Below are 23,751 nucleotides of genomic sequence, written 5' to 3'. Positions count from 1 at the left end.
AATCAGAGTGAGGATTTAGTATGAAGAACAATGTTCACAATGAAGAGGCTTGATTAACTGCTGTGCTTTGCTGGTTGATTCTTTCTGCGCTTTTGTAGGCGTCATAAATTCCCCAGACCCAGACGATCGGATAAGTAATAAAACCAATAATGATAAAAAACATAAGTGCATTAATGACCTGAATCACAATCATCAAAATCCCTTTCATGATATGTCCATTATAAATCTGCCCCAGACCAGTCCAAAAGAAGCTTAATAATGCAGATACACCAGGATTCTTCATATATATCTCTCCCTTCTTTATATTTTATAAGTACATATAACCAAAGACTATTATACTACTATTTTACAAATAATAATAATAATTTTTTAATTATGTGTTCACGAATTGAAAAAAGAGGTGAAGGTATTTTTCTACGAAATACCTTCACCTCCTCTAAATTTCTATCACTCTTCTTTCTTCTTCTCTTCAAAAGTATCATCATATGTCTCTTTCATATAATCTATAGACTTACCTTCAATAAAGTAAGCAATCAACGCTTCTGCCAATGCATAGGTCTGGCTGTTGCGATAGCGTCGGATACAATGTTACCGGCGATAGGGATGATTTTTAAGAGCTGTTTTGCTGCCTGACGCAGAACGAAGTCTACAGCTACGTTCAGTCCGAGTGCACCAAGGAAATCAATGACACCTTTTTTATAAAGCTTAGTGCCTCCAATTATGGCAATGGCTGAGAACATCGTCACCTGGAGTCCTGTGATGACTGGAAGGTCTGCGAGCCGGATTGGACTTCCTCCGTTGAAGCCGGTTGCGTCAGTTGTGCTTTTACCGGTTCTCCTTCAAAACTCCTTGTCCTGAAACATTTATGGATTTTTTACACTTACAAATAACCATGGAATCAATTCATCACTCATTTGTGATTTTCACTTATGCAATTGACTTGAATTGTCAGAATTGTGTTTGGAGCAGACGTAAACGCTAGAATAAAGTTGACACTTTTGCTCAATCAACCTCGCACTTTAGTAAAATAGATCGTCAGGTTATTTTATTGGAGGTTTGTATTTTGGAGGAGAAGTTAGTGTTATATATTAAGATTTAGGGATTACATCTGAGAAAGTTTAAATAAGCACAAATTCCTAAGGAGCTTATGATCTCAAGACCGACTGTCTATAAGTAATTAGAAATGACATTCGATGAAGCAAAGGCTATACTGAACAACCTTCAGGAAAGAAGAGAAAACTAGATCACTTTATAGACTGGATACTGGCTTGGCTAGAAGAGTATCCCTACCTAAGCAGTGCTCAGACCCATAATTGGCTATAATTGTTTTTGACATAGGAGTGTAAGATTATTTGTGACAAACAGTGTTTATTTCAACTTTGGTTTTCCTCTTTCTCTGACACTTAGTCACACGCTGAAAAAGAAATTAAATCGAATACCTTATCGTGAGTCTTTTTTCTGATCAAGTACATCTAAACCCAACAATTTTCAAATCACTCTTGAGAAGAATTCTTTAGATGAAATATGAACAGAGGTAATAAACACGATTCAAGTGAAATAATAAGTCGTCTTATAAACGTTTTAACAAACCTTTGATGGTCGGAATACTTGCGATACATCTGACAGCTAGAAAGCCGAGCATGACTGTATAGTTCATTTCCCTCAGGGTCCCGTACGACGATTTTCTCAAAGGCTCCGCTGAAGAACAGCCCCATATTGCTGGGAAGGTACTGCTATTCACGTCAAAATGCTTAAGAGTATTGAACTGAAAATTATAAAACCCATTCTAGTTAAATTAATTACCTCTTTGTATAGGGAACTATATGACTGAACATTTATATCAGCCCTAATAGTTTTTTACCCTTTACTTGCACTGACACTTCTTTGTAAAAGAATTTGTCTTTAACTGTGATCACTGAATTTCTTTTAATTATTTTGCATGTTCATTATCTAGTCTGTTATATGAATTTATGAGACTAAATCTTCTTGTATTTATATTATGTAGATCACCGGCAACAAAATGAATAAGATTTGATTCTAGTAGCTGTTTAAAAAGTTTTTTTATTTTTTCCAATTGTAATATCTAAAGAAAACGGAGTTACTTGTCTCAATGCGCTTTTCATAATCAGATAATGCATTTTCATAAATTGTTCCATGTTCTCAGCATTTTTCTCCGAATGAGCAATAACCAGTATATAACCTTATAAGTATAGTTGAAACAATTTATATTGACTCTTCCATTAACTAGTTGTAAATTTGTAAACCCCGTAATAATTTTAATATTTTTATAATTCTATTGTCTCAGTTTGATATAATAGAAGAAGGCTGTGTGCCTGGAAAACTATTTAGAAGAAGGAGTGTTATGAATGAAGAAGTCTTACGGTAAGTTTGCTACTGGTGCTGTGACAGCTGCGATGGTTGCGAGTGTTGTGGCACCTGTAGCGTCTGCAGATGATCATCAGTTCACAGATGTCAGCGAGCGTTATATGGAAGCGGTATCATTTCTGGTTGAGAGCGGCGCAACAAACGGCGTATCTGATACACAATTCGGCGTAAGCCAGTCGATTAAGCGTGTGGATGCTGCAGTTCTTTTAGCGAAAGCGTTAAAGCTTGATACTGAAGGTGCTGAAGATTCAGGCTTCACAGATGTCCCTGCTCGTGCGGTTGGTGCTGTGAATGCACTGAAAGCAGCTGGTGTGACGAATGGTAAGTCTGAAACTCAGTTTGGTTCTAATGACTTGGTAACACGAGGCGAGATTGCGATCTGGCTTGCAAATGCATTCAATCTTGGCGGTTCTGGTGATGCTTATTTCACTGATGTCAATGAGCGCTATCAGGATGCAGTCAGTGCACTTGTTGAATGGGACATTACTGCAGGAATTAACGAAACTCAGTTCGGTGTGAATAGCCAGGCAAAACGCGGTGACTATGCGATTCTTTTACATAACGCATTCTTCTCAAGCGCTGACTGGGACCTGACACTCATTCATACAAACGATATTCACTCTAGTCTTGATGAAGCGCCTCAGCGTGCAACTGTGATTCAGCAGCAGCGTATGATGCAGCCGAACTCACTGCTTGTGGATGCTGGTGACTATCTGACTGGTACACTTTACTGGCAGCAGTTCCAAGGATCAGCAGAGCTTGATTTCATGAATCATATGGGCTATGACGCTGTAACTTTCGGAAACCATGAATTCGATAATGGTTCCGGCGTTGACGGGCACCGTGCGCTTCAAAACTTCGTAACAAACGCTGAGTTCCCATTTGTCGGTACAAACGTTGACTTCTCCGGTGATGAGCGCTTCGACGGGCTTCAGTCACGCACAATTACAGATGAAGCAGAAGACGGCATGATCTATGATGCAGTCATTAAAGAAGTGAACGGCGAGAAAGTAGGTATTTTCGGTCTGACGACTGAAGAAACTGCTGATATTTCAAGTCCGGAAGCAGTTATTTTCGAAGAGTATATCGAGCGCTCACAGGCGACTGTTGATGCACTTGAAGACATGGGTGTTAACCGTATCGTGGCACTGACTCACCTTGGATACAATGACAGCCTTGACTATGACAATGACATTGAACTTGCTGAAATGGTTGATGGCATTGACGTAATCGTCGGAGGTCATACACACATTGCACTTGATGAGCCGATCATTGTGGAAGAAGGCGACGCACCAACACTTATCGTTCAGACAGGTGGTAATGGTGATACAGTTGGTACACTAAACGTTGACTTTGATGAAGATGGTGTGATTGAGATGTATGCAGGTCAGTTAATTGATGTTGAGCTATATGCACCTGATGCTGAAGCTGCAGCTAAGCTTGCACCTTATGCTCAAGGCGTTGAAGAACTTAAGCAGCAGTCTACTGGTGTTGAAACAGTAACTGAGCTTAACGGTGTACGTGAAAACGTTCGTACCGGCGAAACAAACCTTGGTAACCTGATTACTGACGGTATGCTGGCTAAAGCAAAGACGGTGAATCCAGATACAGTGATCGCGCTTCAAAATGGCGGCGGTATCCGTGCTTCAATTGACGCTGGTGATATCACAGTTGGTGAAGTGTTAACAGTTCTTCCGTTCGGAAACAACCTTGTCATCATGAACCTGACTGGCGCTGAAATTCTTGAAACACTTGAGCATAGTGTAAAAGACGCACCTAACGCAAGCGGTGCATTCTTACACGTTGCAGGAATGAAGTTTGAATATGATAGCAGCCAGCCAGCTGGTGAGCGCGTTGTATCTGCTGAAGTAATGGTAGACGGTGAGTATGTAGCACTTGATGTGAATGAGTCTTACTTTGTTGCAACAAACAAATTCACTGCTGAAGGCGGAGACGGATTTGAAGCACTTGAAGCGGCATATAACGACAACCGCGTGAGTGAGCCAGGATTCGCTGACTATGAACTATTCATTGAATACCTTGAGTCACTTGGTGAAGTGAATTATGCAACTGAAGGCCGTATTACGGATGTGAATGCAGAGTAATAGCTTGATGAAGCCGGGACATTATGTTCCGGCTTTTTTATTTGGTGGATGGGTGATGGGCGAAGTGAGGGTCAGACCCAGACTGCGCAAAAGCGCAGTCTGGGTCTGACCCTCACTTCGCTGCTGATATAAAAAAACATGCACTTCTACACGGAGGAGCATGTTTTTTCGTACAGTTCAGCTGCGTATTGTTCACCTTCTGGCGTGAGTTCGTAGTGAACCTGGTTGTTGATTTTTAATTTTCGGGTCATTGGTCTGGTTCTGCTGAGACCTAGGTGTACTGAACGTTTGAGTCCTTCGTATCCAAAAAGCTTAATCATCAGAATGTAGACAAAGTTAGGACGGATGGGCGCATGTAGTGTTTTAATTTTTAGCATATACATCATGAGAAGGATCCGCTGACTCATATCCCCCTGAAGCTTTAATGTATTTATCTCTTCATCAGACAAATGCTGGATGAATCTCAAAATCTCGTTCTTTTGAGCGTCCGATTCGTAGGTCAGTTCATCAAAAGCAGGCTTTTCAGCTTTAATCTGTTTTTCTATGAATTGTTTTCCGGCATCGCTGATGATGTATGTTTTTACTTTTTCTACTTTACCTATTTCATTAAAGTATCCTTTTTTTACACACTGATTAACACTGAGGTGAATGTTTTTCGGTTCCGCAATACCCGCAATCCTGTATAAATCTTTCAGGTTGGCAGCTGAAAGCATCGGTTCATTCATGTATTCTGACAGGTAATATCCCATACCAAGCGCAAATATCCACTCGATCCGGGTACCAAGCTGATGAATAAACGGTTTTATTTTATCACTATTAAATGCAGCTTCAGACAGTTTATTTTCTGAAGGAACAATGCTTTCAGGTAATATTTTTTTAAAATGATCCGGAGAATCTGTTTGAATGGCAAGCTCTAATTGAAGCGTATCAGCGTTCACTTGTATATTATCTCTTGCATGTCCCATTGCTAAAGATATATGTTGTGAAACGACTTTTTCGCTCCCCTTGACCTTATAATGATAGTCATTGAACTTTACATTGAGCTCCCATACGTCAGACATATGACAAACCCCTTCCTGAAACGTTAGTGTCATCTAGTTATTTAGTCACAGTTAATTTTAGTATATATTTTCCTCCAATGCAAGAAGAATACTTGAAAGTAATTGGATTTTAATGTGTTATTCATCTTTGTCTTTTATTTTCCAGGATGGTGAATATCGCATTAAGTGTAAAGAATACGATGATTTTTTTGAATTGAGGAGGTTTGTGATGCGTTATGTTCGGTTAGCCAGCCTATTTGATGCTCTGACAATTTGTGCTTAAAGTCAGTTGAAATCTACTTCTTACTACATTTATCCAATGAAAACGCTGTAATATAACGTGTTTGCGTCAAACATTACATATAAATGATGGTTTATTTACAAGGTATTTAAAAGTATAGATATCGGGTACTATGTAAGTTATGATAGCGAAGCGCTGTGTAAGTTTTAGGTTGATAAGCCATAGCGTTTCTACAACATGTAAACCCCGGACGGAGTGGTTCCCGTCCGGGGTTGTTTTGTGTTATAGCGAAGTCTGGGTCTGACCCAGACTTCGCTTACTGCAACTTATCCCACAGCACATAAATCATTCTTGCTGCGTGTGAACGTTTTGATCGTTCAAGTGGCTTGTAGCTGCCATCGTTGTAGCCGCTGATGAGACCGAGTTCGTATGCTTCCTGGATTTCTTCCTGCAGGAGGTAAAGATCTCCAGTATCAGTGAATGGCTCTTTTTTGACTGGTTGTCCGGTGCCGCCGCTGTATTTGTATGTGCGCACCATGAATGCTGCCATTTCTGCCCGTGTGATGCTGTCGTAAGGACGGAAATAGTTTGGTCTTTCAAATGTAATTCTTTCATCTGAAGCAATCTGCATGATTTCCTGTTTGGTTGTGTTTTCATCTGCAAGTCCGAGTCCTCTTAACAACATACTGACAAAATGAATGCGGTTGATGTCTTCATCGGGTGCAAAGATGGTATCAGACTTTCCGAAGATGACGCCGTTTTCCACTAAAGATGTGATTTCTTCATATGCCCAGTGGTCTGACGGTACATCTGTGAATGTTGGCATCTGGGTTTCTTCTGCGTTCAGGTTGAGTTCAAATATGCCAAATCCGTCTGCATTCTTCTCACCTGTGTAAGTGATGCGGTCAGATGCATATTTTTCAGCTGTCGGGCTTGAAAGGAATGATACTTTCACATCTTCTTTTACCGGTGCAATTGACCAGTTCATATCAGCTGATGGGTTGATTTCACCCTTTTCGGTGATGTAGTCCATGAGGATCTGGCGGTTTTCTTCAGCAGAATCCACGATCATTTCAGCGTTTGCAAGGTTAGGGAAGTTGCCGCCTCCGCCTGCGCGGTAGTTGTTTGTGATGACGATGAATTCCTGGTCATCTGCCACTGGTTCGCCGTTATACGCAAGATCCACAATGCGGCTTGCGCTTGCATTGTGTAGCGTTCCGTCTGCATTGTATTTCGCCGGCTGGGTTACATCAATCTGGTAAGTAACGCCGTCAATGACGTCAAAATTATAGGACGGGAAGTCCGGATTCAGCAGATTTTGAACGTCTGTTGAATCAGGGTTGATCTGATTGAATTTGCCTGCAGACATTTCAAGCCACTGGCGCACTTCTGAACCATTCAGTAGCAGTGCTTTTAACGTGTTGTCATACAGGTAGAGGTCGCCTGCCGAGCGGATTGTCAGGTCCCCTGTTTCAATATCTGTATATTCATTGATGCCATTGCGGCCCGCTTTAAATGGTGCACCTGCCGAGAGCAGTGGTGTGTCCTGATATTCAGGTGAATTCAGGCGGATGTATTCTTCTACGTACCACTTTTGAGCATCTGTCACGACCTGCACAGATGGGTCATCCTGTACGAGTGCAAAGTAGCTGTGAATTGGTGCGGTCGTTGTACCTAACTTACCCTCCGTATATTCAATTGTTGACCGGTGCGCTTCCTCCACCAGTGCCGCGATCTCCTCGTCTGCTTCAACACCAGCAATGGAGCGGTTTTCCGACTGGGAATCAGTGACTTCCCACTCACCGTTCACTTCTTCAAGCGTCAGGTCAATGACACCAAGATAAGCGCCGCCAAAGCCTGCCTCTACTGCAGCCACACCATTGATCGTGCCTTTTTCAGCATCAATATAATCCGGCACTTCCCCATTTACGGTAAAGAGGGATCCGAGTGAGACACCAGCTGGCGCCGGGAAAATGTCATGTGTATGTGAAAAAGTGATCGCATCAATCCCTTCCACCATGCTGAGCGGCAGTACGGCATTTTCAGAGAGGTCCCCTTTTACAGCGGCCTGGTCAAAGCCTGTATGAGCAATGGCAATGATGACATCCGCTCCCTCTTCCTTCATCTGCGGCACATACTTTTCAGCAGATTCCGCGATGTCTTTTGTAACGATCTTGCCGTCTAAATGTGCTTTATCCCACTGAACGATTTGAGGTGCAACGAAGCCGATATAACCAATCCTGATAGTCTGCTCCTCACCATTTTCATCAATGACGGCTTTCTCAACAATTTTGTAAGGATCATAAGCGGGCTGGTCATTATCCGGGTTGTCATCCCCATCATCCATATATGTATTTGCACTGACATAGCCAAAATCAGCCTCACCATAGACTTTTTCCATGAACTCAAGACCATAGTTGAACTCATGATTACCAAGTGTCACCATGTCATATTGGAGCGCGTTCATCACTTCAATCACCGGATGAACCTCCCCTTCTGCAACAGGCTCCACCTTTGCAAAATACGTGCCAAGAGGCGTTCCCTGTATCGTGTCTCCATTATCCACGAGCACATTGTTCGGTGCTTCGGCACGCGCCTCTTTAATCAGAGTTGCTGTTTTTAAAAATCCAACCTTTTGATTTTCTGTCCCCCGGTAATAATCATACGGAAACAAATTCGTATGCGTATCAGTCGTCTCCATTACCCGGAGCTTCACCTGATCACCCTCAGCCGCGTCCGCACACTGGGTCATGAACGCACCTATGAGTCCGAGTGACATTACTGTTCCTGCCACAATCAACTTCTTCAAAACATTTCATCTCCTTTCAATTTTTGGTACGTATTCAATATAGCATAGTTTTTGGTAGTGTGGCGTTGTGTTTGGGGTGTGCGGTTCAGCAGAGTTTACGTGCGGTCAGCCAGTTAAGACAGATCCAAATTCTCTATTCACATTTATATGAATTTATTATATAATCCTATTAAATTCTTAATAAAGAACAATTTTATAACTGCTCGCTTTATCTGATCATTTTTCATATTTTATCATCTATTGCCATTTTTTTTACCTTTAATGTTCTTTAAAGAGAACAAAACTCACATCTTTTATATGAAATGGGGAGATGGTATGGTTCGGCGTGTATGCTTTGGACTTTTTATCACTACGGCTATTTTGTTACTGGGTGGTTGGGGCGATCAGCAGGAGGCGGGGTATGAGGATTATTTGATTATTCTGGAGGATGGCGGCGACGCTGAAGTGATTGAGGATACGGGCGGCGTTGTGACTGAGCATTTTACAGCGCTTGATATTGTTTCTGCAAGCCTGACAAATCAGCAGGTGAAAGCACTTCAGCAGGAAGTAGACTTCATTGAACCGGATCTGACTGTGCGTCTTGATTCACAGCAGACCGGTTATGGCTTACCGATGATTTTATCAAGGAGAATCTGGCATGAAGCGTACCCTAAAGCTGGGATTACGGGTAAAGGCATCAGGATTGGTGTGATAGATTCAGGTATTGCTTCTGACCATCCTGATCTGTCCGTAGCAGGTGGGGTATCTTTTGTTCATGATACAGACAGCTTTGAGGATGATAACGGACACGGGACACATGTTGCAGGCATTATCGGTGCGCTTGATAACGAACTTGGGATAAGAGGAGTGGCACCTGAAGCTGAGCTTTTTGCGATAAAGGTTTTCAGGAGCAATGGTCTTGGACAAATATCGTCAGTGATCAGTGCGCTTGACTGGGCGATTGAGCATGAGCTTGATATTGTCAATCTGAGCTTGAGCACACCGACTGACTCAAGTGCACTCAGACTCGCGGTTGAAAAAGCAGACCGTGCCGGCATCATCATGATCACATCTGCCGGCAATACAGGTGCAGACTCACCCAGATACCCTTCAGCTTATCCGCAGACAATTGCAGTCGGGGCAATCGGTTCAGACTTACTGGCAGCAGATTTTTCTACTACCGGGGGTGCAGTTGATCTGGTCGCACCGGGCGTTTCTATTCATAGCACTTATCTTTCACACTCTTATATCCACATGAGCGGGACTTCCATGGCAGCCCCTCATGTAACCGGTGTTGCCGCTCTTTTCAAACAGCTGGATCCGGATGCCTCCCCCACTGTGATCAGGGAGCAGCTGTTTGATCAGGCAGTGGATCTGGGTGAGCCTGGACGGGATCCGATATATGGAGAAGGAATGGTACAGGGGTTTGATGTTTTGACACAATCGTTACCTGACATCATCCAGCTTGAAGGGGTAGAAAATGTTGATGGAGTATCCGGTCAGCATGCTGAACTTTCATTATATACTGTGTTTGATGATGGTAGCCGCATAGAGGTTACTCCTCATGCCGTCTGGTCCTCTTCTGATCCTTCAATTGCTATGTTTTATCAGGGGCGGGTTTATTTCAATCATAAAGGATCAGCTCTCATTACAGCCGGGTTCGAGGGCCATAGTTATACAATAGCGGTAAACGTGACTGATGACCTAAAAGAAATAGCTGCACCGGTTCTCACATTTTCTGATACCCCGCCTGAACACTGGGCTTATGAACCAATTATGTCTCTTGTGAGTGACAAGGTCATTAATGGTTATGGCGACGGCACGTTCCGACCCGATCAGCCAATCCGGCGCGATCATGTGGCTTTACTGTTATCAAAATCTGTCCACCTTCAGCCTGTTCTACCGCTTAGACGATTTGTTGATATACCTGAAACAAATTCATATTATCCTGTCATTATGCAATTACAGCAGGCTGGTGTTTTCCACGGTCAAAACGGATACTTCCACCCTCATTCCCTGCTGACACGGGCACAAATGGCAAAAATTCTGGTGGAAGCGTTCGACTTATCCGGCTCCATTCGACATCCTTTCAGCGATGTTCCGTCCGGTCATTGGGCGGAAAATTATATTTCGATTTTACATGAAAATGGGATAACAGAAGGATCAGCTGGACGATACAAGCCTGAAGCACCGGTTACCCGGGCAGAATATGCAGTGTTTTTGTGGCGGTTGACCGGGGAATGATATGGGGTGCGTGTACGGTCTTGGCAGATTTGTGTGTGGTGGTCGGAATTTACGTACGCTAATCCATACACATTGCCCATTATGTACTTGGGCAATTAAAAATCGCAGTCTGGAAACAAATCCAGACTGCATCTTTTTATCTTGCTCTATATAAAAATGCTGCGTATTGCGCTCTCGTTACCGGATCGTCAGGAAGATATTTGCCGTTCGAGCCGGCGGTGATGCCGTGCTGGTACAGGATTGCAATATATTCGTGTGCCCAGTGACTATCATCTATATCGCTGAACGGGTGATCCGTTGTTCCTTTCAGATCAAAAGCGGTAACGAGAATTTTCGCCATTTGCGCTCTTGTTAAAAGTTGTTTTGGACCAAAGCTGCCATCACTGTTTCCATGGAAGATGCCTGCCTGCTGCCCCTTCATGATGGCATCATAGAAAGGATAGGAAGCCGGAACATCTGTAAATGGTTTAAACGGTGCATGATCGGTCATCGTAATTGATTTTTCCAGTAACAGTGCGACATGATCTCTGCGAATCGGGCTGTTTGGTCTGAATGTGCCGTCAGTGTAGCCGTTTAGTATATCTTCTTGATATAGGCTCATAACTTCTTTAAATGCCCAGAACTTTTCAGGAACGTCTGTAAAAATAGCTGCCGGTTGTTCTGTTATTTCTTTTGGCTGCTCTCCTGCAGGTTTTTCTTCCGGTGGATCTGTCACCTCTACAGGATTTTCTTCAGGTGAATCCGTCACTTGTTCAGGCTCTTTTTCCGGTGACGGAGCAGGTGATTCATTAACCGGATCAGTCACCGGAGTTTCTTCAGCTGGTTCATATCCCGGAGACTCCGCTGATTCATTAACAGCCTGCGCTTTTTCAGGTTCTGAGGCAGGGTTTTTTGCCGGTTGAGCCAAATCTGAATCAAATCCCTGCAGGAGACCGTATCCATAAAGTGGATCTCTTCCGGGTTCACCCAGGTCACGAGCATTTTTCTGAAGCTGCTCACGGATCCAATGAGGTTCAGCGTCCGGGTAAGCTTCCATTAGAAGTGCTGCCATGCCTGACACATAAGGAGCTGCCATTGATGTACCGCTCATTCTCGCATAACCGCCATTTCGATACGTACTGACAATGGAAACCCCCGGTGCTGAAATGTCTACAGCAGGGCCTGTTGATGAGAAAGATGCATGCCTTAGATTCTCATCGATTGCTGCAACGGCGATGGTTTGAGGATAAGCTGCAGGGTAATCGACCGTGTCACCTGCTCCTGTCCCATCATTACCTGCTGAGGCGACGACCAGCAGTTCTTCAGATGCTTTCTCTATCGCAAGTTTTAAAGTATAAGAGTCTGCCTGTGTACCAAGACTCATATTAACAAGATCCAGCTCATGATCAATTGCCCACTGAAGTGCGTCAATTAATGAAGAAAGCCGCCCTTTCCCTTCACTGCTAAATGCTTTTAACGCATATAATTCAACATCCGGTGCAACACCACGTACGCCAAAATTATTATTCAAAGCAGCAGCAACCCCTGCTACGTGAGTGCCATGCCCGTGGTCATCGTGAAAAGACTGTGTGTAGTCTATAAATGAGGCACCGCCTGCAATTTTCAAATCGGAGTGTGGTGAAATACCTGAATCAATGATGCCAAGACGTACATTTTTTCCGGTAAGCGGCTCATCCCACATTACACCGGCATTGATGGCTGATGACTCCCAGCCCACACGCTGAGCACCGACTTCCACTTCTGTATCTCTTTCAATTAATTTTACTGAAGGATGATTTCGTAAAATAAGGTAGGCCTGCTGTGAAAGCCTTGCCGAAACCGTTTGAAGCTCTTCAAAATAAGTGTCCACTGTTCCGCCAGCTTCAATAATCACATCAGGATCCGCACCTTCTTCGAGGATGAGGAGATACTCATCCGGCATGACCGCTCCCGCATATTTACTTTCAATCACAAAACCTGACACAACTACTGCTAAAAGTATAATTAAAACCTTTCTCAAATCCATGAACTTCCTCTCTCAGATGTAATCGCCAAAGAATAAGGGACAAATATGCTCTGATTTATATATCGGCATATTGGTAATAGGTTATAAGTCATTTTAGCTGGGTCTAAAGTATTATTTTCATGTGATGTGGGGATTGAGATGGTAGCTGTGATGACGCTGACAGCTGTCATGTGTGCGGTTCGGCGGTGGGTGCGTGCGGTTCGGGAGATTTATGTTCCAATTCACGGGATTTACGTGCGGTTCAGACACTTTGCGTTGCAACTCACAAACTTTGCGTGTGCTAATCCAACTGGCACTTTGCCCTGCATGCACTTAGGAAACAAAGCACTGAAGTCTGGGTCTGACCCAGACTTCAGTCAACGATCAAATGGGTGACGGCACGATGCCATCACCCATTTCTTACTTCCCTTCATTTAAAAGATCTACCTCGTCAATTTGTCTAGAGAACTGATTAATTTTATCAGTTAATTTTTTCAACCTGCCTGTCATCTCTTCAATTTTCTTTGATGAGTCAACTGATTCCTCGGCACCGGCAAGCTGCTGCTCGGAGGCTGCTGCAAGTTCTTGAGATAAATTATTTCCTTTATGAGCAGATTTAATTGATAGATTAAGCGTATCCCTCAGCTTCTTTTCCTGGCCGACGATCCTTTCAGATATCATATTTATCTGGTCTACATTATTTTTAATTCTCAGTGACGTTTGCTGAATCTGCTCAAATGCGCCTTTTGTTTGGACAATTTTATTACTGCTTTCCTCCAGGTAATCTCTTTCTTTTTGAGATGATGCTATGATTTGTCTGACACTTTTCAAGACTTTTTCAATCGCTTGTTCGATTTTTGTTGCTGTGTCTTCTGACTCCTTCGCCAGTTTTCGCACCTCTGCAGCAACCACTGAAAACCCTTTGCCGCTCTCTCCAGCTCTTGCTGCTTCAATTGAGGCGTTTAAGGCTAGTAGATTTGTTTGATCAGTGATTGACTTGATCATAGTAGTGAAGTTTGAAATCTGACTGAATTCCCTTTCGAACTGGCTAAGTTCATCTGCCATCTCTGTTGAGAGTGATGTAACCAGATCAAAATGATGACTCGTTTCGTTTAAATAATCCTGTCCGGATAACACCTCTTTAGAAGCAAGTGCTGTCAATTGAGTCCATTCAATCCCTTTTTGATAAAGGTTATCTGATATATCTGAAATGTGGTCAAGTTCATTCAACCCTTGTTGATTTTGTAGTAACAGCGTATTTGAATCAGTATGCCAACCCTGTAAGCTGAGTGCTGTTTCCTGATTTACGTTCTTTGTATCTTCAGAGACAGAAAGGATATTATTAGCAGTATGCTGCATATCATCTACAGTATCTGTTAGTTGACTGACGATCAATTGAAAATAATGCTGATTTTCTTTTTCTCTTAACTGATAAGCTTTAGCTGCTTTATTTTTATTCATAACGAGTGCAATGTTCGCTGCTGAAGCCAGGATTAAAAAGATTGCATGGATCAATAATAGTCCGAATGCGTAATCCCCCGTCCCACAGAGTAACTGCGGATAAAGAAAATAACCTGACAGGTGATACACAGCAAAAATAACCGTACTTAATAAAATCAATGAAACTGAACTAAAATAAGAAATTAAAGCAATAACCATAAATATGGAGAAATGATATTCAACCCATCCATCTCCTGCAGCAATGATAAACATCGATCCGAAAGTTAAAGACAGTGTCACAAACAGACCGAATTTCGCATTAGAACGAGCTGTCTTATAAAAGTATAAAGAAATAACAAAAAACAATAATGTCAGCGCTATCACAATATAGAAAATCAGCATATCTGTATTTGATCTCGCACTTGTCCTCAACAATTGTGCAGCAGTTTGATTAAAGTTAAAATATGCATGCACGCCCCATACTAAGAATCCAATAGAAATTGTGATCACATTAAATATGATCATTAATCCGGTGCTTGAATGTTCCTTCATCTTATCCTCCATGTCCTTTTAAAATAGCAAACAAGTATCTATGCCCTATAACGATAAAATTCAAACGTTATAAAGTACTAGTTTACAACATTTTTTAGTCATTCAGATACAATTATCTTTATTCATAGTGTAAAATAGATTACATTAAAGCACCTATTAATTAGTTTTAAATACCTATAAATTTGTAAAGAGGAGAAAATATTGGAACATTATAATGTTTTTCTGGTCATCTGTTCTATCTTAATTGCCATTATTTCTTCATATGCAGCTTTGCTCATTGTGAAAAGTATGACTCAAACAGATCGTACAGTGATTAAACGTTTATCATTAGTCTTTGGAAGTGTAATATTCGGCTCTGGGATATGGTGTATGCATTTTGTCGCTATGCTTGCTTTACACACTGGCTTTGAGGTTTCATATGATCCATTACTGTTAATATTGAGTATTGTATTTGCAGCACTTTCGAGTTCTACGGCTTTTATTTTATTGAGCAGACCATCAGTCAGCAACCGACAGCTGATTTATTGTGCCCTATTTATATCAGCCGGTATCCTGTCTATGCATTATGTCGGGATGGAAGCAATGGAAATGAACGCAATGATTGAATATAATCCCTTACTTGTATTTCTGTCAGGAATGATCGCAATCGTCACATCCTTTGCAGCACTGAAGATTTTTATTTATTTTTCCCGGCAATCAGAAAGCTCCCTGACTGGTCCAATGATCAGTGCTGTTATCATGGGGATTGCGATCGCAGGCATGCATTATACCGGTATGGCTTCAGCTACTTTCACTCAACACGAAGCTCATTCAATGACTCTGAATGGTACGGGACTCAGACAGGATGTGCTGGGTTATCTAATTGTAATCATCATGTTTATTATTCTATCTTTTGTATTTGTTGTACTATTCTTTGAACAAAAGATCCGGCAGACTAATAGAAACTACAGTATTAGTGATAAGATCTATCGTTCATTGATTTATTCAGCAAATGATGCGGTCATTACAGCTGACCAATCAGGAAAAATATTGTCCTGGAACCGTGCTGCCGAAAGAATATTTGGCTATCAGAAGGAAGAAGCCCTCAATCAGCCTTTAACACTGATTATGCCGGATCGCTACGCTGAAGCCCATCAGCAAGGGATGAAACGTTATGCAGAGACAGCACAGAAAGTAGTGATTGATCAAACAGTTGAATTAGAGGGTCAACATAAAAATGGACATATCTTTCCGATTGAACTATCGCTTTCTTCCATTAAAGATCACCATCAACAGTTTTTCACAGGCATTATTAGAGACATTACAGATAGAGTAAAGCAACAAAAGAAAATCGAAGAATTAGTATATAAGGATCCATTAACTCATTTGCCAAACCGGAGGATGCTGTTAGAAGAACTGGACAGGATCTTAAACGATTTAGATCAAGCTCACGCTGAAGTTGCTGTGGCATTCATAGATATGGATCGCTTCAAACAAATTAATGACATCTACGGACATGAAACTGGAGATGAATTACTAAAACTGATGGCAAAAAGAATAAATCATTTAACAGATTCTAAAGATTTGTTCGGGAGACAAAGTGGAGACGAATTTATCATTATTTCTCCTGATTGTTCCCCGTACCAGATGAGTGTGAAAGTTAATAAAATGATAGAAGCTTTTCAAGATTCCTTCCTTATTAATCAAACAGAAATTTTTATCAGTCCATCTATTGGCATTAGTCTTTTCCCTAAGGATGGGACAACTGCGGCAGAATTAATCAAACAAGCTGATATGGCGATGTATAAAGCAAAAGAGCTTGGCAGAAATCAGTTTCAATTTTATACAAAAGCGCTAAATGAAGAAGTGCTTCACAAGCTGAAAGTGGAATACGGCTTGAGAAATGCAATCCTGAACCATGAATTAGAAATCTACTATCAGCCACTCGTCTATATTCATACGAATCAAGTAAAAGGGGTCGAAGCCCTCTTAAGATGGAATAGTCCTGAACTGGGATTTGTCTCACCGGGAGACTTCATTCCGCTTGCTGAAGAAAATCAGCAAATCATCCCGATTGGAGAATGGGTGTTAGAAAACGCGTGTATACAATTTATGAAGTGGGCAAACGAAGGACATATCATCGATCACATGTCAGTTAATATATCAGCTGTTCAATTCCAGCAGCCTGATTTTGCTGAAATGGTGGGATCTGTACTCCATAAAACTGGGATGCCTCCGTCTAAGTTAGTGCTGGAAGTAACCGAAACCGTCATCCAGGACGTAAACCATTCACTTCCAACACTGAATAGGTTAAAAGATATGGGTGTAAAGCTATCACTTGATGACTTCGGAACCGGTTATTCATCATTGCAGTATTTAAAAGACTTCCCTCTCAGCATTTTAAAAATTGATATGTCATTTATCCGTTCTCTGCTAAGCGATAAAAGAAATCAGATTGTGGTCAATATGATTATTAATATGGCTGAGGAGTTAAACATGGAAGTTGTCGCAGAAGGAGTAGAAACTGAAAATCAACGGGCCTACCTTGCAAATCGTAATTCCCTTTATTACCAAGGCTATCTCTACAGCCCACCTGTTTCAAATCAGGAATTAGTTAGACTTTTAGAACGTGGTAGAATAAGTAACTGAAGGGTCTAACCAGAAATGACGCAATCGCGTATTGTTCAATGGAGTTCAGTTTTTTAGACTAAATCGACTGACTTAAACTTATACAAAAAAGAGTGATCTATTCTACGATCACTCTTTTTTTATTTTTTATTTTTCCTTACTTACACACCTTGATGGATCTGCGTGCGGTTCACCAGATTTTCGTGCGCTAATCCAGCTCCGCACTTTGCCCTATGTGCACTTGGTAAACAAAGGACTGAAGTCTGGGTCTGACCCAGACTTCAGTCTATTTCCACAGTAGGACTGGCTTGAGGTGCTGCTGACTGCGCTTCGTATTCTGCAATCAGTTTTTTCAGCTGTGTCAGTGTGGTAACAGCATGATTGTTCTCTGTAAGCATGGTCAGAGTATTTTTATATTCTACGGGGATACCCAGTACTCTTAGTTGACGCTCCGCTTCTTCTACGTTTTCAGCACAAAGTACATTGCTGATTGTTTTAATAAGCGTTGCGATCAATGCATCGATTTGTGATTCATCTTCGGCTCTATTGATCACCCACGCTCGTCCTGCTCTGCCAAGGTTAATGAAGTCGTCGTGTCCTAGTTCGATCAATGTTGTTTCAAGTTCGTTTTCTGATTCGATTGTTTTGCCGGGTACATTGAGATCAAGTGAGTGGTTGAGCGTGTCGCCGGAAGTAATGTTGAGGTGTTTTCCGGGGGTGTTATGCAGTCTGATGCTGTTCATGTAGATTTGCCTCCTTTTATTTTAAAAAGAGCCAGCCAGCCGGCCAGCTCTTTTCAAGTTTATCAATCTTAAAAGTTTGCAGTGATGTCTGCAATTGTTTCATAGCCTTCTTCAGGCTTGTTATCAAGAACTACTTCTGCAGCGTCAAGCTTTGCTGATGCTGATAGAGAATCGAATGCTTCTATTTCAAGTGCAGCAAGTGCATCTCTTGTAGCAGTGATTGAAGTTGCACCGTTTACAGCTGCAATCAGCTCAAGATAGCCTGTGCCTTCAGTCGTTACAAATGCAGCAAGGTCAACAGCGATTGCGTCTGCATCTGCAAAGTTAGCTTCTTTATCAGTTACAACTGGAAGGAAGCGCTCTGCTACTTCAAGGCGCTGTGCTGAAGTCAGACCGTTGTAATCCGCTACTTCAAGCTCAACAAGAAGGGCTTCAAGCTCTTCAGCTGTTTCAGCAGTAGTCAGGTCAGTGAAGAAGATCATTGCTTCTGTTTCAGCGACAAGTGCTTCAGTTGCTGTTTCAAGTGCAGTGAAGTCTTCTGCTGTAATTGCATCTGTTACTGCAACGTATAACGCATCCTCTTCAAGACCGCCGGCTGCAAGGTATGCTTCCTGTGCTGCTTCAGCTTCTGCAATTGCAGTTGCGTTTGCATTCAGTTCGTCAAGTTTAGCTTGGTAACCGTCAATGATTGAGATCAGAGCTGCTTCTTCAGTTGTATAAGTCGGCTCCTCATTTTCATTCAGTACACCAGTCATTGGAACCATTGCCACAAGCGCGTCAATGTCTTCCTGTGTGATGTCTTCATCAGCAGTTGAAGCATATGCGTTAACCGCTACTTCAGCATTTGAGAAGTCGATTTCGTACTGGATTTCTTCTACTGTTACTGCACCAGTGAAGTCGTACTCATCAAGATTATATTCTTCTACATTGTCAAATGAAGCTAATGCTTCTACAAGCTCAAGGTCATTTGACGCGTTCAGAATTGGCCATACCACATTTACATAGTTATTGAAGTTTTCAACGCGCTCATCAAGCTCTGCCTGAAGAAGTGCTGCTGCAGGCTCTTCATCATCACCTGATACGAAATCAGCCGGAAGTACATCAATTGCTTCCTGTGCTGCTTCTACTGCATCGTTGAAAGCATTCTCGTCAAGGCTGCTCAGGTCAGCGTCGTCTGCAGTTACATCCAGTACAAGTGCAAGTGCATCTTCAGCAGCTGTTACATCTGCTTCAAGCTGAACTGTATTTACTGCGTCAATTGCAGTCTGGATCTCTGCAGTTGTTTGGAAGTCTGTGCCTTCGAGTGCTGTAAAGTATTCAGCAATATAATCATCGTATACGCCAGTGAATGGTGTCTGATTAATTGCTCTGAATAGTGTCAGCTGTGTTGTTGCATCATTTACATCTGAGATGATGTCAGCGATCTGCTCTTCTACATCTGCAACGCGTGCTTCAAGAAGTGTTTTGTCATCTGAAGCAGGAAGTGCTGCCACAAGTTCAGCTGCAGCTGCCACATCTTCAGCCAGAAGGCTGCTCTCAGCCGTTACAACTGCTTCACCAGCAATGCGAAGTGCCGCTTCTTCTTCTGTTTCTTCAGTATCCTGCATTTCAGCACGATATACGAAGATCGCGAAGTCGCCGCGCTTGATGCTGTTGTTTGTACCGAACTGAGTTTCAGACGTTCCCTGTGTAATGCCAGCTTCCACTAAAGCAGCAACTGCTTCAGCGTAACGACTGTTTACATCAGTGAAAGTCATGTTGTCAGCGTCACCTTCAAGCGCATAAGCGTTTGCTTTTGTCAGGATCAGCGCCATTTCACCACGCGTGATTTCATCATTGAAACCAAAGTTAGTCGCTGACTTACCATTGATCACGCCAGCTTCTTTTAAAGAGTTGATTGCAAGCGCGCCACGCTCCGGTACATCAGAGAAACCAGAAGCAGGTGCATCTTCGTTCTGAAGTTCAAGTGCTCTTGCAAGAATAATTGCTGCATCTCCACGCTTGATCGTTTCAGATACGCCAAATTTTGATTCAGTTAAACCTGAAGTCAGGTTATTTTCCACTAAGTAATTTACTGCCTCACTGTAGCGGTCAGATACATCAGTGAATGAAGCGGTTGAAACCTCATTCGCAGCAGCAGCCGGAGCCACCGCAGATGCTACTAATGTCGCTGTAGCAGCAGTTGTTACAAACTTTTTATAATTCTGGTTATAAGCCATAGGTTAAAATTCCTCCTTAACGGTTCTACAAACATGCTTACCCTCTGAACCCACGGCAAAACGTATCATTTAGTAACGAATTCCCAGGGTCAGCTGATAAAAGTCTTGATTTCTCAGGACCATTTACTATTATAACGGACCTATTTTGGAAAAGAATGAGCAGAAATGAATGGTTTGAATTAAGAGTAAAATGGATTAATTGAGGGGTTGTATATACTTGTTTTAGACTATATATAAGTATGAAAGATGGGCCAAACAGGATCAAGTATCCCTCCTCCTTACCTATACACTATTTTCACTTCACAACTTAAGGGAAAAGTTAACAGTAAGATTATCTGAAGGCGGGACATATTAATGCAAAATTTCTGGGAAGGTAAACGATTTGTTTCGCTCGGTGACAGTATTGTCAGGCAGAATGGAAAGGTCTACGGCGATACAGATCAAATTGCAAAAGGATTTCAATCATGGATGAAAGAACTACTAGGTTTTGAGGATTATGATAATTTCGGCGTCAGCGGCAGACCAATGGCCAATGGAAGCGCTAATGGTGACGGGACGAACAAAACCGGCAAAAGCGTCAGCTTCTATCAGATTTATGACCTTGTCATCATTGCTGACGGCACCAATGATTTCAAACTCAACGTCCCTATAGGAGAACCCGGTCAAATTGGTGACACCGATTTTGACACAAGAATTTTCTACTGCGCCTACCGGGATTTAATTGAACACATACTCAAAGACAAACCGGAAATCCGTATTGTCCTTTTCACTCCACTGCAACGCGATCACTCCGGCTATGATGTGAACTTCACCAACGCCGCCGGCCACCGCTTAATTAACTATGCGAATGCCATCACTCAAATTGGTGAACTAAACGGTATTCCGGTTTGTGATATGTATAGAGAAAGTGGATTTACCCAGCTGACATTGTCTGCTTTTACATATGATGGGGTGCATCCGAATGATCGAGGGTATGAGTGGATGGGATTTTATGGGGCAGGGTTTATTGCTAACATAGGAAGTTAACATAAAAAAGAACGACATGCGATGTTAATTCGCATTATCGTTCTTTTACTTTTTGGCTGTAATCTTGAAATGTTTGCCCTTTCTGTCCTCTAAAGGTGTCTTCTCCAATGCCTTTACAATCGTTTTCGCATAGCCAATCCTGTGGAATGCGCGCTCATTTTCTCTTTCTTCAGCAAAAGCAATGATCTCTGGCCCTGTGTTTGCTTCAAAGAATTTAATTTCTTTCTCCGGTGTAATTGCGAAATCCATTGCGAGTTCATCTATTGTGAAAGGATAGTAATGATCAATCTCGTCCGCAATCTGCAACGACAGTTTTTCCAGTCTGTTATAAACGTTGTCCCCGTTGATGCCATATTGCTGCACCAAAAAATCTATTCCTCTTATCGTCGTATTTCCCTTATAATTACTCGTATATCTCCCGGGCTCAGCAACATCGGCAAGAACAATCAGACAGACCCATTTTGCTTCAAGATTTCTGATCAAATGAACTCTCATATGAAACGTATTACCTTCCTTCGTCCTGGAAGTGATATAAGGCTGAACCATGTAGTTTCCCTGTCTTTTCAGCTCAGATATCAGTTTTTTAAATTGTAATACTGGTATCTGTTTTTTCTGATCGCCAGTTATATGAAGAAATCTGGTCTCACTAACCTTTTTTAAAATATGTATACCCTGCCCCTTACCTGAATTTGTTGGTTTTAGAAGTACCAAAGGATGAGGCATTTCAAATACATCTTTAAAACTGGTTAAGGGCGCAGACGGTATCAGATATTCTTCAAATTGATTTGATGTTCTTAATATATGATCAATCAACAATTTGTCTCCGATTAAGTGAGAGATAAAGGGTATTTCACTCTTTAGTTTTAATTCTTTCTCTCTGTCTTTTACTTTGTCATATGAAGTAGAAGATTCATTTAAAATAAGGTCTGGAAAAGAAGTCAACCTATGCACCAATTGCTTTTCCTCAAAAAAAGTGCCCATAATTTCAAAAGTTTCAAAATGCACATTGTCAATTTCAAAGAAAAACAATTCTGCGTTTTGCTCTTCTGTCTGCTTCAAATAACTTTTAATCCGCTCCTTCGATAAAATACTAAGCGGGTGTTTTCTGTCATTATAAACTCCGAACTTCAATAAAATCAGTCCTTCTATGTAAAAATCTCAATAGTTTTATTATATAGCAAAAAGCTAATCATAAAACAGATGAACAATACCTCGCTCTTTATTATTACCTTAAAAAACAGCCTTCTCACTTAAGAGAATACTTTTGATTAAATTGTAGTTAATTATCAGAATTGTGTCTGACACAGGGACTGGCTTCCAACTACTTCTGTCGTGAGATTGTTCCAGTATAGAAACCAGTTCTTCAAGATAGTCCATGTAATCTTCAACGATTTCCCTGGATCGAGCATTAGGAATAGACTGTATGCCACGCTTGATTTCTCAAAGTTTACTTCCACTTCTGAAATGATTGCTTCATCAAGCAGTAGTTCAACCAGTTCTTCTTCACTCATGATTTCCGATTCAAAAAATCCTGTAGCTTCGTCGATTTCTTCATTGTCAGTCACTTTTCTTCTGTATAAAGAATGACCATTTTTTAAAATGACCTGCATAAGCCATTCCTTTGTTACAGGATACAATGCAATTGCGCCTAGCCAGTCATTACCTTTCGGATCATAGACAAGCATTGTTTCAAACCGTAACGCATCCGGCACATTTTCTAAATACTCGACTGGCACTAATGCCTGATCGATTTCCTCTACATGTAATTCCACTCCTTCATAGCCAATGTCAGCTTTAATGATCGTCAGATCAAATTCCTTTTTCATTACTTGGATGAACCAATCTAACTCCTCCGTAAAAGTTTCCTCCTACAGATAACCTTTTTCTTTTAGCGAAATAAACTTATTCTCTCCAATGATGATGTGATCGAGTAGATCAATGCCGACAATCTTCTCTGCTTCTTTTAATCTTTCGGTCACATTTATGTCTTCAATTGATGGTGAAGGTTCGCCTGAAGGATGGTTATGTTCTACTAGAAGAGAAGCAGCATTTGATAGAATAGCTGATTTCAAAACCTTCCTAGGATGCACAAGACTAGCATTTCAGCTCCCTACGTGACAGACACTAATAGATACCGGCTGATTTTTTGTATCTAGGTTGATAACAATGAAAGCTTACTGATCTAAGTCTTCTAGGAATTGATTCATCATCTGATATACATCTTCAGGTGATCTGACCGAACGGTCTTTGTAAAGAATACTGGATTCTTTGACTATTCTTAATGAAACGATGTTAATCCGTTTGGGGTGGCAGCGTTTTAATTGACTCTTCTATCAGTGCTGTACATTTTTTTGGTGCGTTGACATATTGATTCATG

The 23,751-nt window shown here is 41.6% G+C and carries 15 protein-coding genes and 1 pseudogene; 5 read left to right on the top strand and 11 right to left on the bottom strand.

All coding sequences use genetic code 11. From position 1 onward, the window contains the following. Positions 1-34: 34 nt before the first annotated feature. Together ACH6CZ_RS09415 and ACH6CZ_RS09410 are read right to left on the bottom strand one after the other, a co-directional pair. Positions 35-283, bottom strand: a complete 249-nt coding sequence (locus tag ACH6CZ_RS09415) for a hypothetical protein (RefSeq protein ID WP_374097174.1) — start codon at positions 281-283, stop codon at positions 35-37. Between the two features lie 250 nt (positions 284-533). Then, positions 534-746: a hypothetical protein gene (locus tag ACH6CZ_RS09410; RefSeq protein WP_374097173.1), complete on the bottom strand. Its 213-nt coding sequence runs from the start codon at positions 744-746 to the stop codon at positions 534-536. 362 nt (positions 747-1,108) lie between these two features. Between ACH6CZ_RS09410 and ACH6CZ_RS09405 the strand changes: the two are divergent. Together ACH6CZ_RS09405 and ACH6CZ_RS09400 are read left to right on the top strand one after the other, a co-directional pair. After that, positions 1,109-1,320, top strand: a pseudogene (locus tag ACH6CZ_RS09405) (IS21 family transposase); the annotation flags it as partial. A gap of 1,046 nt (positions 1,321-2,366) precedes the next feature. Further along, positions 2,367-4,490 (top strand): 5'-nucleotidase C-terminal domain-containing protein, encoded by a 2,124-nt coding sequence (locus tag ACH6CZ_RS09400; protein ID WP_374097172.1) that lies wholly within the window; start codon positions 2,367-2,369, stop codon positions 4,488-4,490. Between the two features lie 146 nt (positions 4,491-4,636). Here ACH6CZ_RS09400 and ACH6CZ_RS09395 read toward each other — a convergent pair whose 3' ends face one another. Continuing rightward, positions 4,637-5,551 carry a hypothetical protein gene (locus ACH6CZ_RS09395; protein ID WP_374097171.1) on the bottom strand — a complete coding sequence of 305 codons (915 nt, stop codon included), beginning with the start codon at positions 5,549-5,551 and terminating at the stop codon, positions 4,637-4,639. Positions 5,552-6,087: 536 nt separating this feature from the next. Then, positions 6,088-8,580, bottom strand: coding sequence for a bifunctional 2',3'-cyclic-nucleotide 2'-phosphodiesterase/3'-nucleotidase (locus ACH6CZ_RS09390; RefSeq protein ID WP_374097170.1), 2,493 nt, complete (start codon positions 8,578-8,580; stop codon positions 6,088-6,090). Positions 8,581-8,895: 315 nt separating this feature from the next. Here ACH6CZ_RS09390 and ACH6CZ_RS09385 point away from each other — a divergent pair, with 315 nt between their 5' ends. Continuing rightward, a complete protein-coding gene (locus ACH6CZ_RS09385) occupies positions 8,896-10,803 on the top strand; it encodes a S8 family peptidase (RefSeq protein WP_374097169.1) in 1,908 nt (635 codons plus the stop codon). A gap of 136 nt (positions 10,804-10,939) precedes the next feature. Here the strand turns inward: ACH6CZ_RS09385 and ACH6CZ_RS09380 are convergent, their stop codons facing one another. Next, on the bottom strand, positions 10,940-12,808 hold the full coding sequence (locus tag ACH6CZ_RS09380) for a S8 family peptidase (protein WP_374097168.1): 1,869 nt from the start codon (positions 12,806-12,808) through the stop codon (positions 10,940-10,942). A 399-nt stretch (positions 12,809-13,207) separates the two neighbouring features. After that, positions 13,208-14,779, bottom strand: a complete 1,572-nt coding sequence (locus ACH6CZ_RS09375) for a methyl-accepting chemotaxis protein (protein WP_374097167.1) — start codon at positions 14,777-14,779, stop codon at positions 13,208-13,210. 201 nt (positions 14,780-14,980) lie between these two features. Between ACH6CZ_RS09375 and ACH6CZ_RS09370 the strand changes: the two genes are divergently transcribed. Next, a complete protein-coding gene (locus ACH6CZ_RS09370; protein WP_374097166.1) occupies positions 14,981-17,407 on the top strand; it encodes an EAL domain-containing protein in 2,427 nt (808 codons plus the stop codon). Positions 17,408-17,667: 260 nt separating this feature from the next. On the opposite strand, the gene ACH6CZ_RS09365 is transcribed toward ACH6CZ_RS09370, so the two are convergent. Together ACH6CZ_RS09365 and ACH6CZ_RS09360 are read right to left on the bottom strand one after the other, a co-directional pair. Beyond that, positions 17,668-18,129: a hypothetical protein gene (locus ACH6CZ_RS09365; RefSeq protein ID WP_374097165.1), complete on the bottom strand. Its 462-nt coding sequence runs from the start codon at positions 18,127-18,129 to the stop codon at positions 17,668-17,670. A 68-nt stretch (positions 18,130-18,197) separates the two neighbouring features. Continuing rightward, positions 18,198-20,348 (bottom strand): S-layer homology domain-containing protein, encoded by a 2,151-nt coding sequence (locus ACH6CZ_RS09360; protein ID WP_374097164.1) that lies wholly within the window; start codon positions 20,346-20,348, stop codon positions 18,198-18,200. A gap of 354 nt (positions 20,349-20,702) precedes the next feature. On the opposite strand from ACH6CZ_RS09360, the gene ACH6CZ_RS09355 reads away from it, so the two are divergent. Next, positions 20,703-21,374: an SGNH/GDSL hydrolase family protein gene (locus ACH6CZ_RS09355; RefSeq protein ID WP_374097163.1), complete on the top strand. Its 672-nt coding sequence runs from the start codon at positions 20,703-20,705 to the stop codon at positions 21,372-21,374. 45 nt (positions 21,375-21,419) lie between these two features. On the opposite strand, the gene ACH6CZ_RS09350 is transcribed toward ACH6CZ_RS09355, so the two are convergent. The 3 genes from ACH6CZ_RS09350 to ACH6CZ_RS09340 form a co-directional block, all read right to left on the bottom strand. Beyond that, on the bottom strand, positions 21,420-22,505 hold the full coding sequence (locus ACH6CZ_RS09350) for a YheC/YheD family protein (RefSeq protein ID WP_374097162.1): 1,086 nt from the start codon (positions 22,503-22,505) through the stop codon (positions 21,420-21,422). A gap of 155 nt (positions 22,506-22,660) precedes the next feature. Next, positions 22,661-23,200 carry a hypothetical protein gene (locus tag ACH6CZ_RS09345; protein WP_374097161.1) on the bottom strand — a complete coding sequence of 180 codons (540 nt, stop codon included), beginning with the start codon at positions 23,198-23,200 and terminating at the stop codon, positions 22,661-22,663. 42 nt (positions 23,201-23,242) lie between these two features. Next, positions 23,243-23,464: a JAB domain-containing protein gene (locus ACH6CZ_RS09340; RefSeq protein WP_374097160.1), complete on the bottom strand. Its 222-nt coding sequence runs from the start codon at positions 23,462-23,464 to the stop codon at positions 23,243-23,245. Positions 23,465-23,751: the final 287 nt, after the last annotated feature.

The sequence above is a fragment of the Jeotgalibacillus sp. JSM ZJ347 genome (genome assembly GCF_044383825.1).
In the GTDB taxonomy this organism is placed as follows: domain Bacteria; phylum Bacillota; class Bacilli; order Bacillales; family Jeotgalibacillaceae; genus Jeotgalibacillus.
The sequence above is the reverse complement of the archived record's forward strand: the minus strand, read 5'-3'. Positions and strand labels throughout refer to the sequence as shown.

Excerpts from the sequence above, each read along its gene's own strand:
- ACH6CZ_RS09355 (WP_374097163.1), top strand. The coding sequence starts at position 20,703 with ATGCAAAATTTCTGGGAAGGTAAACGATTTGTTTCGCTCGGTGACAGT.
- ACH6CZ_RS09380 (WP_374097168.1), bottom strand. The coding sequence starts at position 12,808 with ATGGATTTGAGAAAGGTTTTAATTATACTTTTAGCAGTAGTTGTGTCA.
- ACH6CZ_RS09400 (WP_374097172.1), top strand. The coding sequence starts at position 2,367 with ATGAAGAAGTCTTACGGTAAGTTTGCTACTGGTGCTGTGACAGCTGCG.
- ACH6CZ_RS09345 (WP_374097161.1), bottom strand. The coding sequence starts at position 23,200 with ATGAAAAAGGAATTTGATCTGACGATCATTAAAGCTGACATTGGCTAT.
- ACH6CZ_RS09360 (WP_374097164.1), bottom strand. The coding sequence starts at position 20,348 with ATGGCTTATAACCAGAATTATAAAAAGTTTGTAACAACTGCTGCTACA.
- ACH6CZ_RS09395 (WP_374097171.1), bottom strand. The coding sequence starts at position 5,551 with ATGTCTGACGTATGGGAGCTCAATGTAAAGTTCAATGACTATCATTAT.
- ACH6CZ_RS09375 (WP_374097167.1), bottom strand. The coding sequence starts at position 14,779 with ATGAAGGAACATTCAAGCACCGGATTAATGATCATATTTAATGTGATC.
- ACH6CZ_RS09365 (WP_374097165.1), bottom strand. The coding sequence starts at position 18,129 with ATGAACAGCATCAGACTGCATAACACCCCCGGAAAACACCTCAACATT.
- ACH6CZ_RS09385 (WP_374097169.1), top strand. The coding sequence starts at position 8,896 with ATGGTTCGGCGTGTATGCTTTGGACTTTTTATCACTACGGCTATTTTG.
- ACH6CZ_RS09415 (WP_374097174.1), bottom strand. The coding sequence starts at position 283 with ATGAAGAATCCTGGTGTATCTGCATTATTAAGCTTCTTTTGGACTGGT.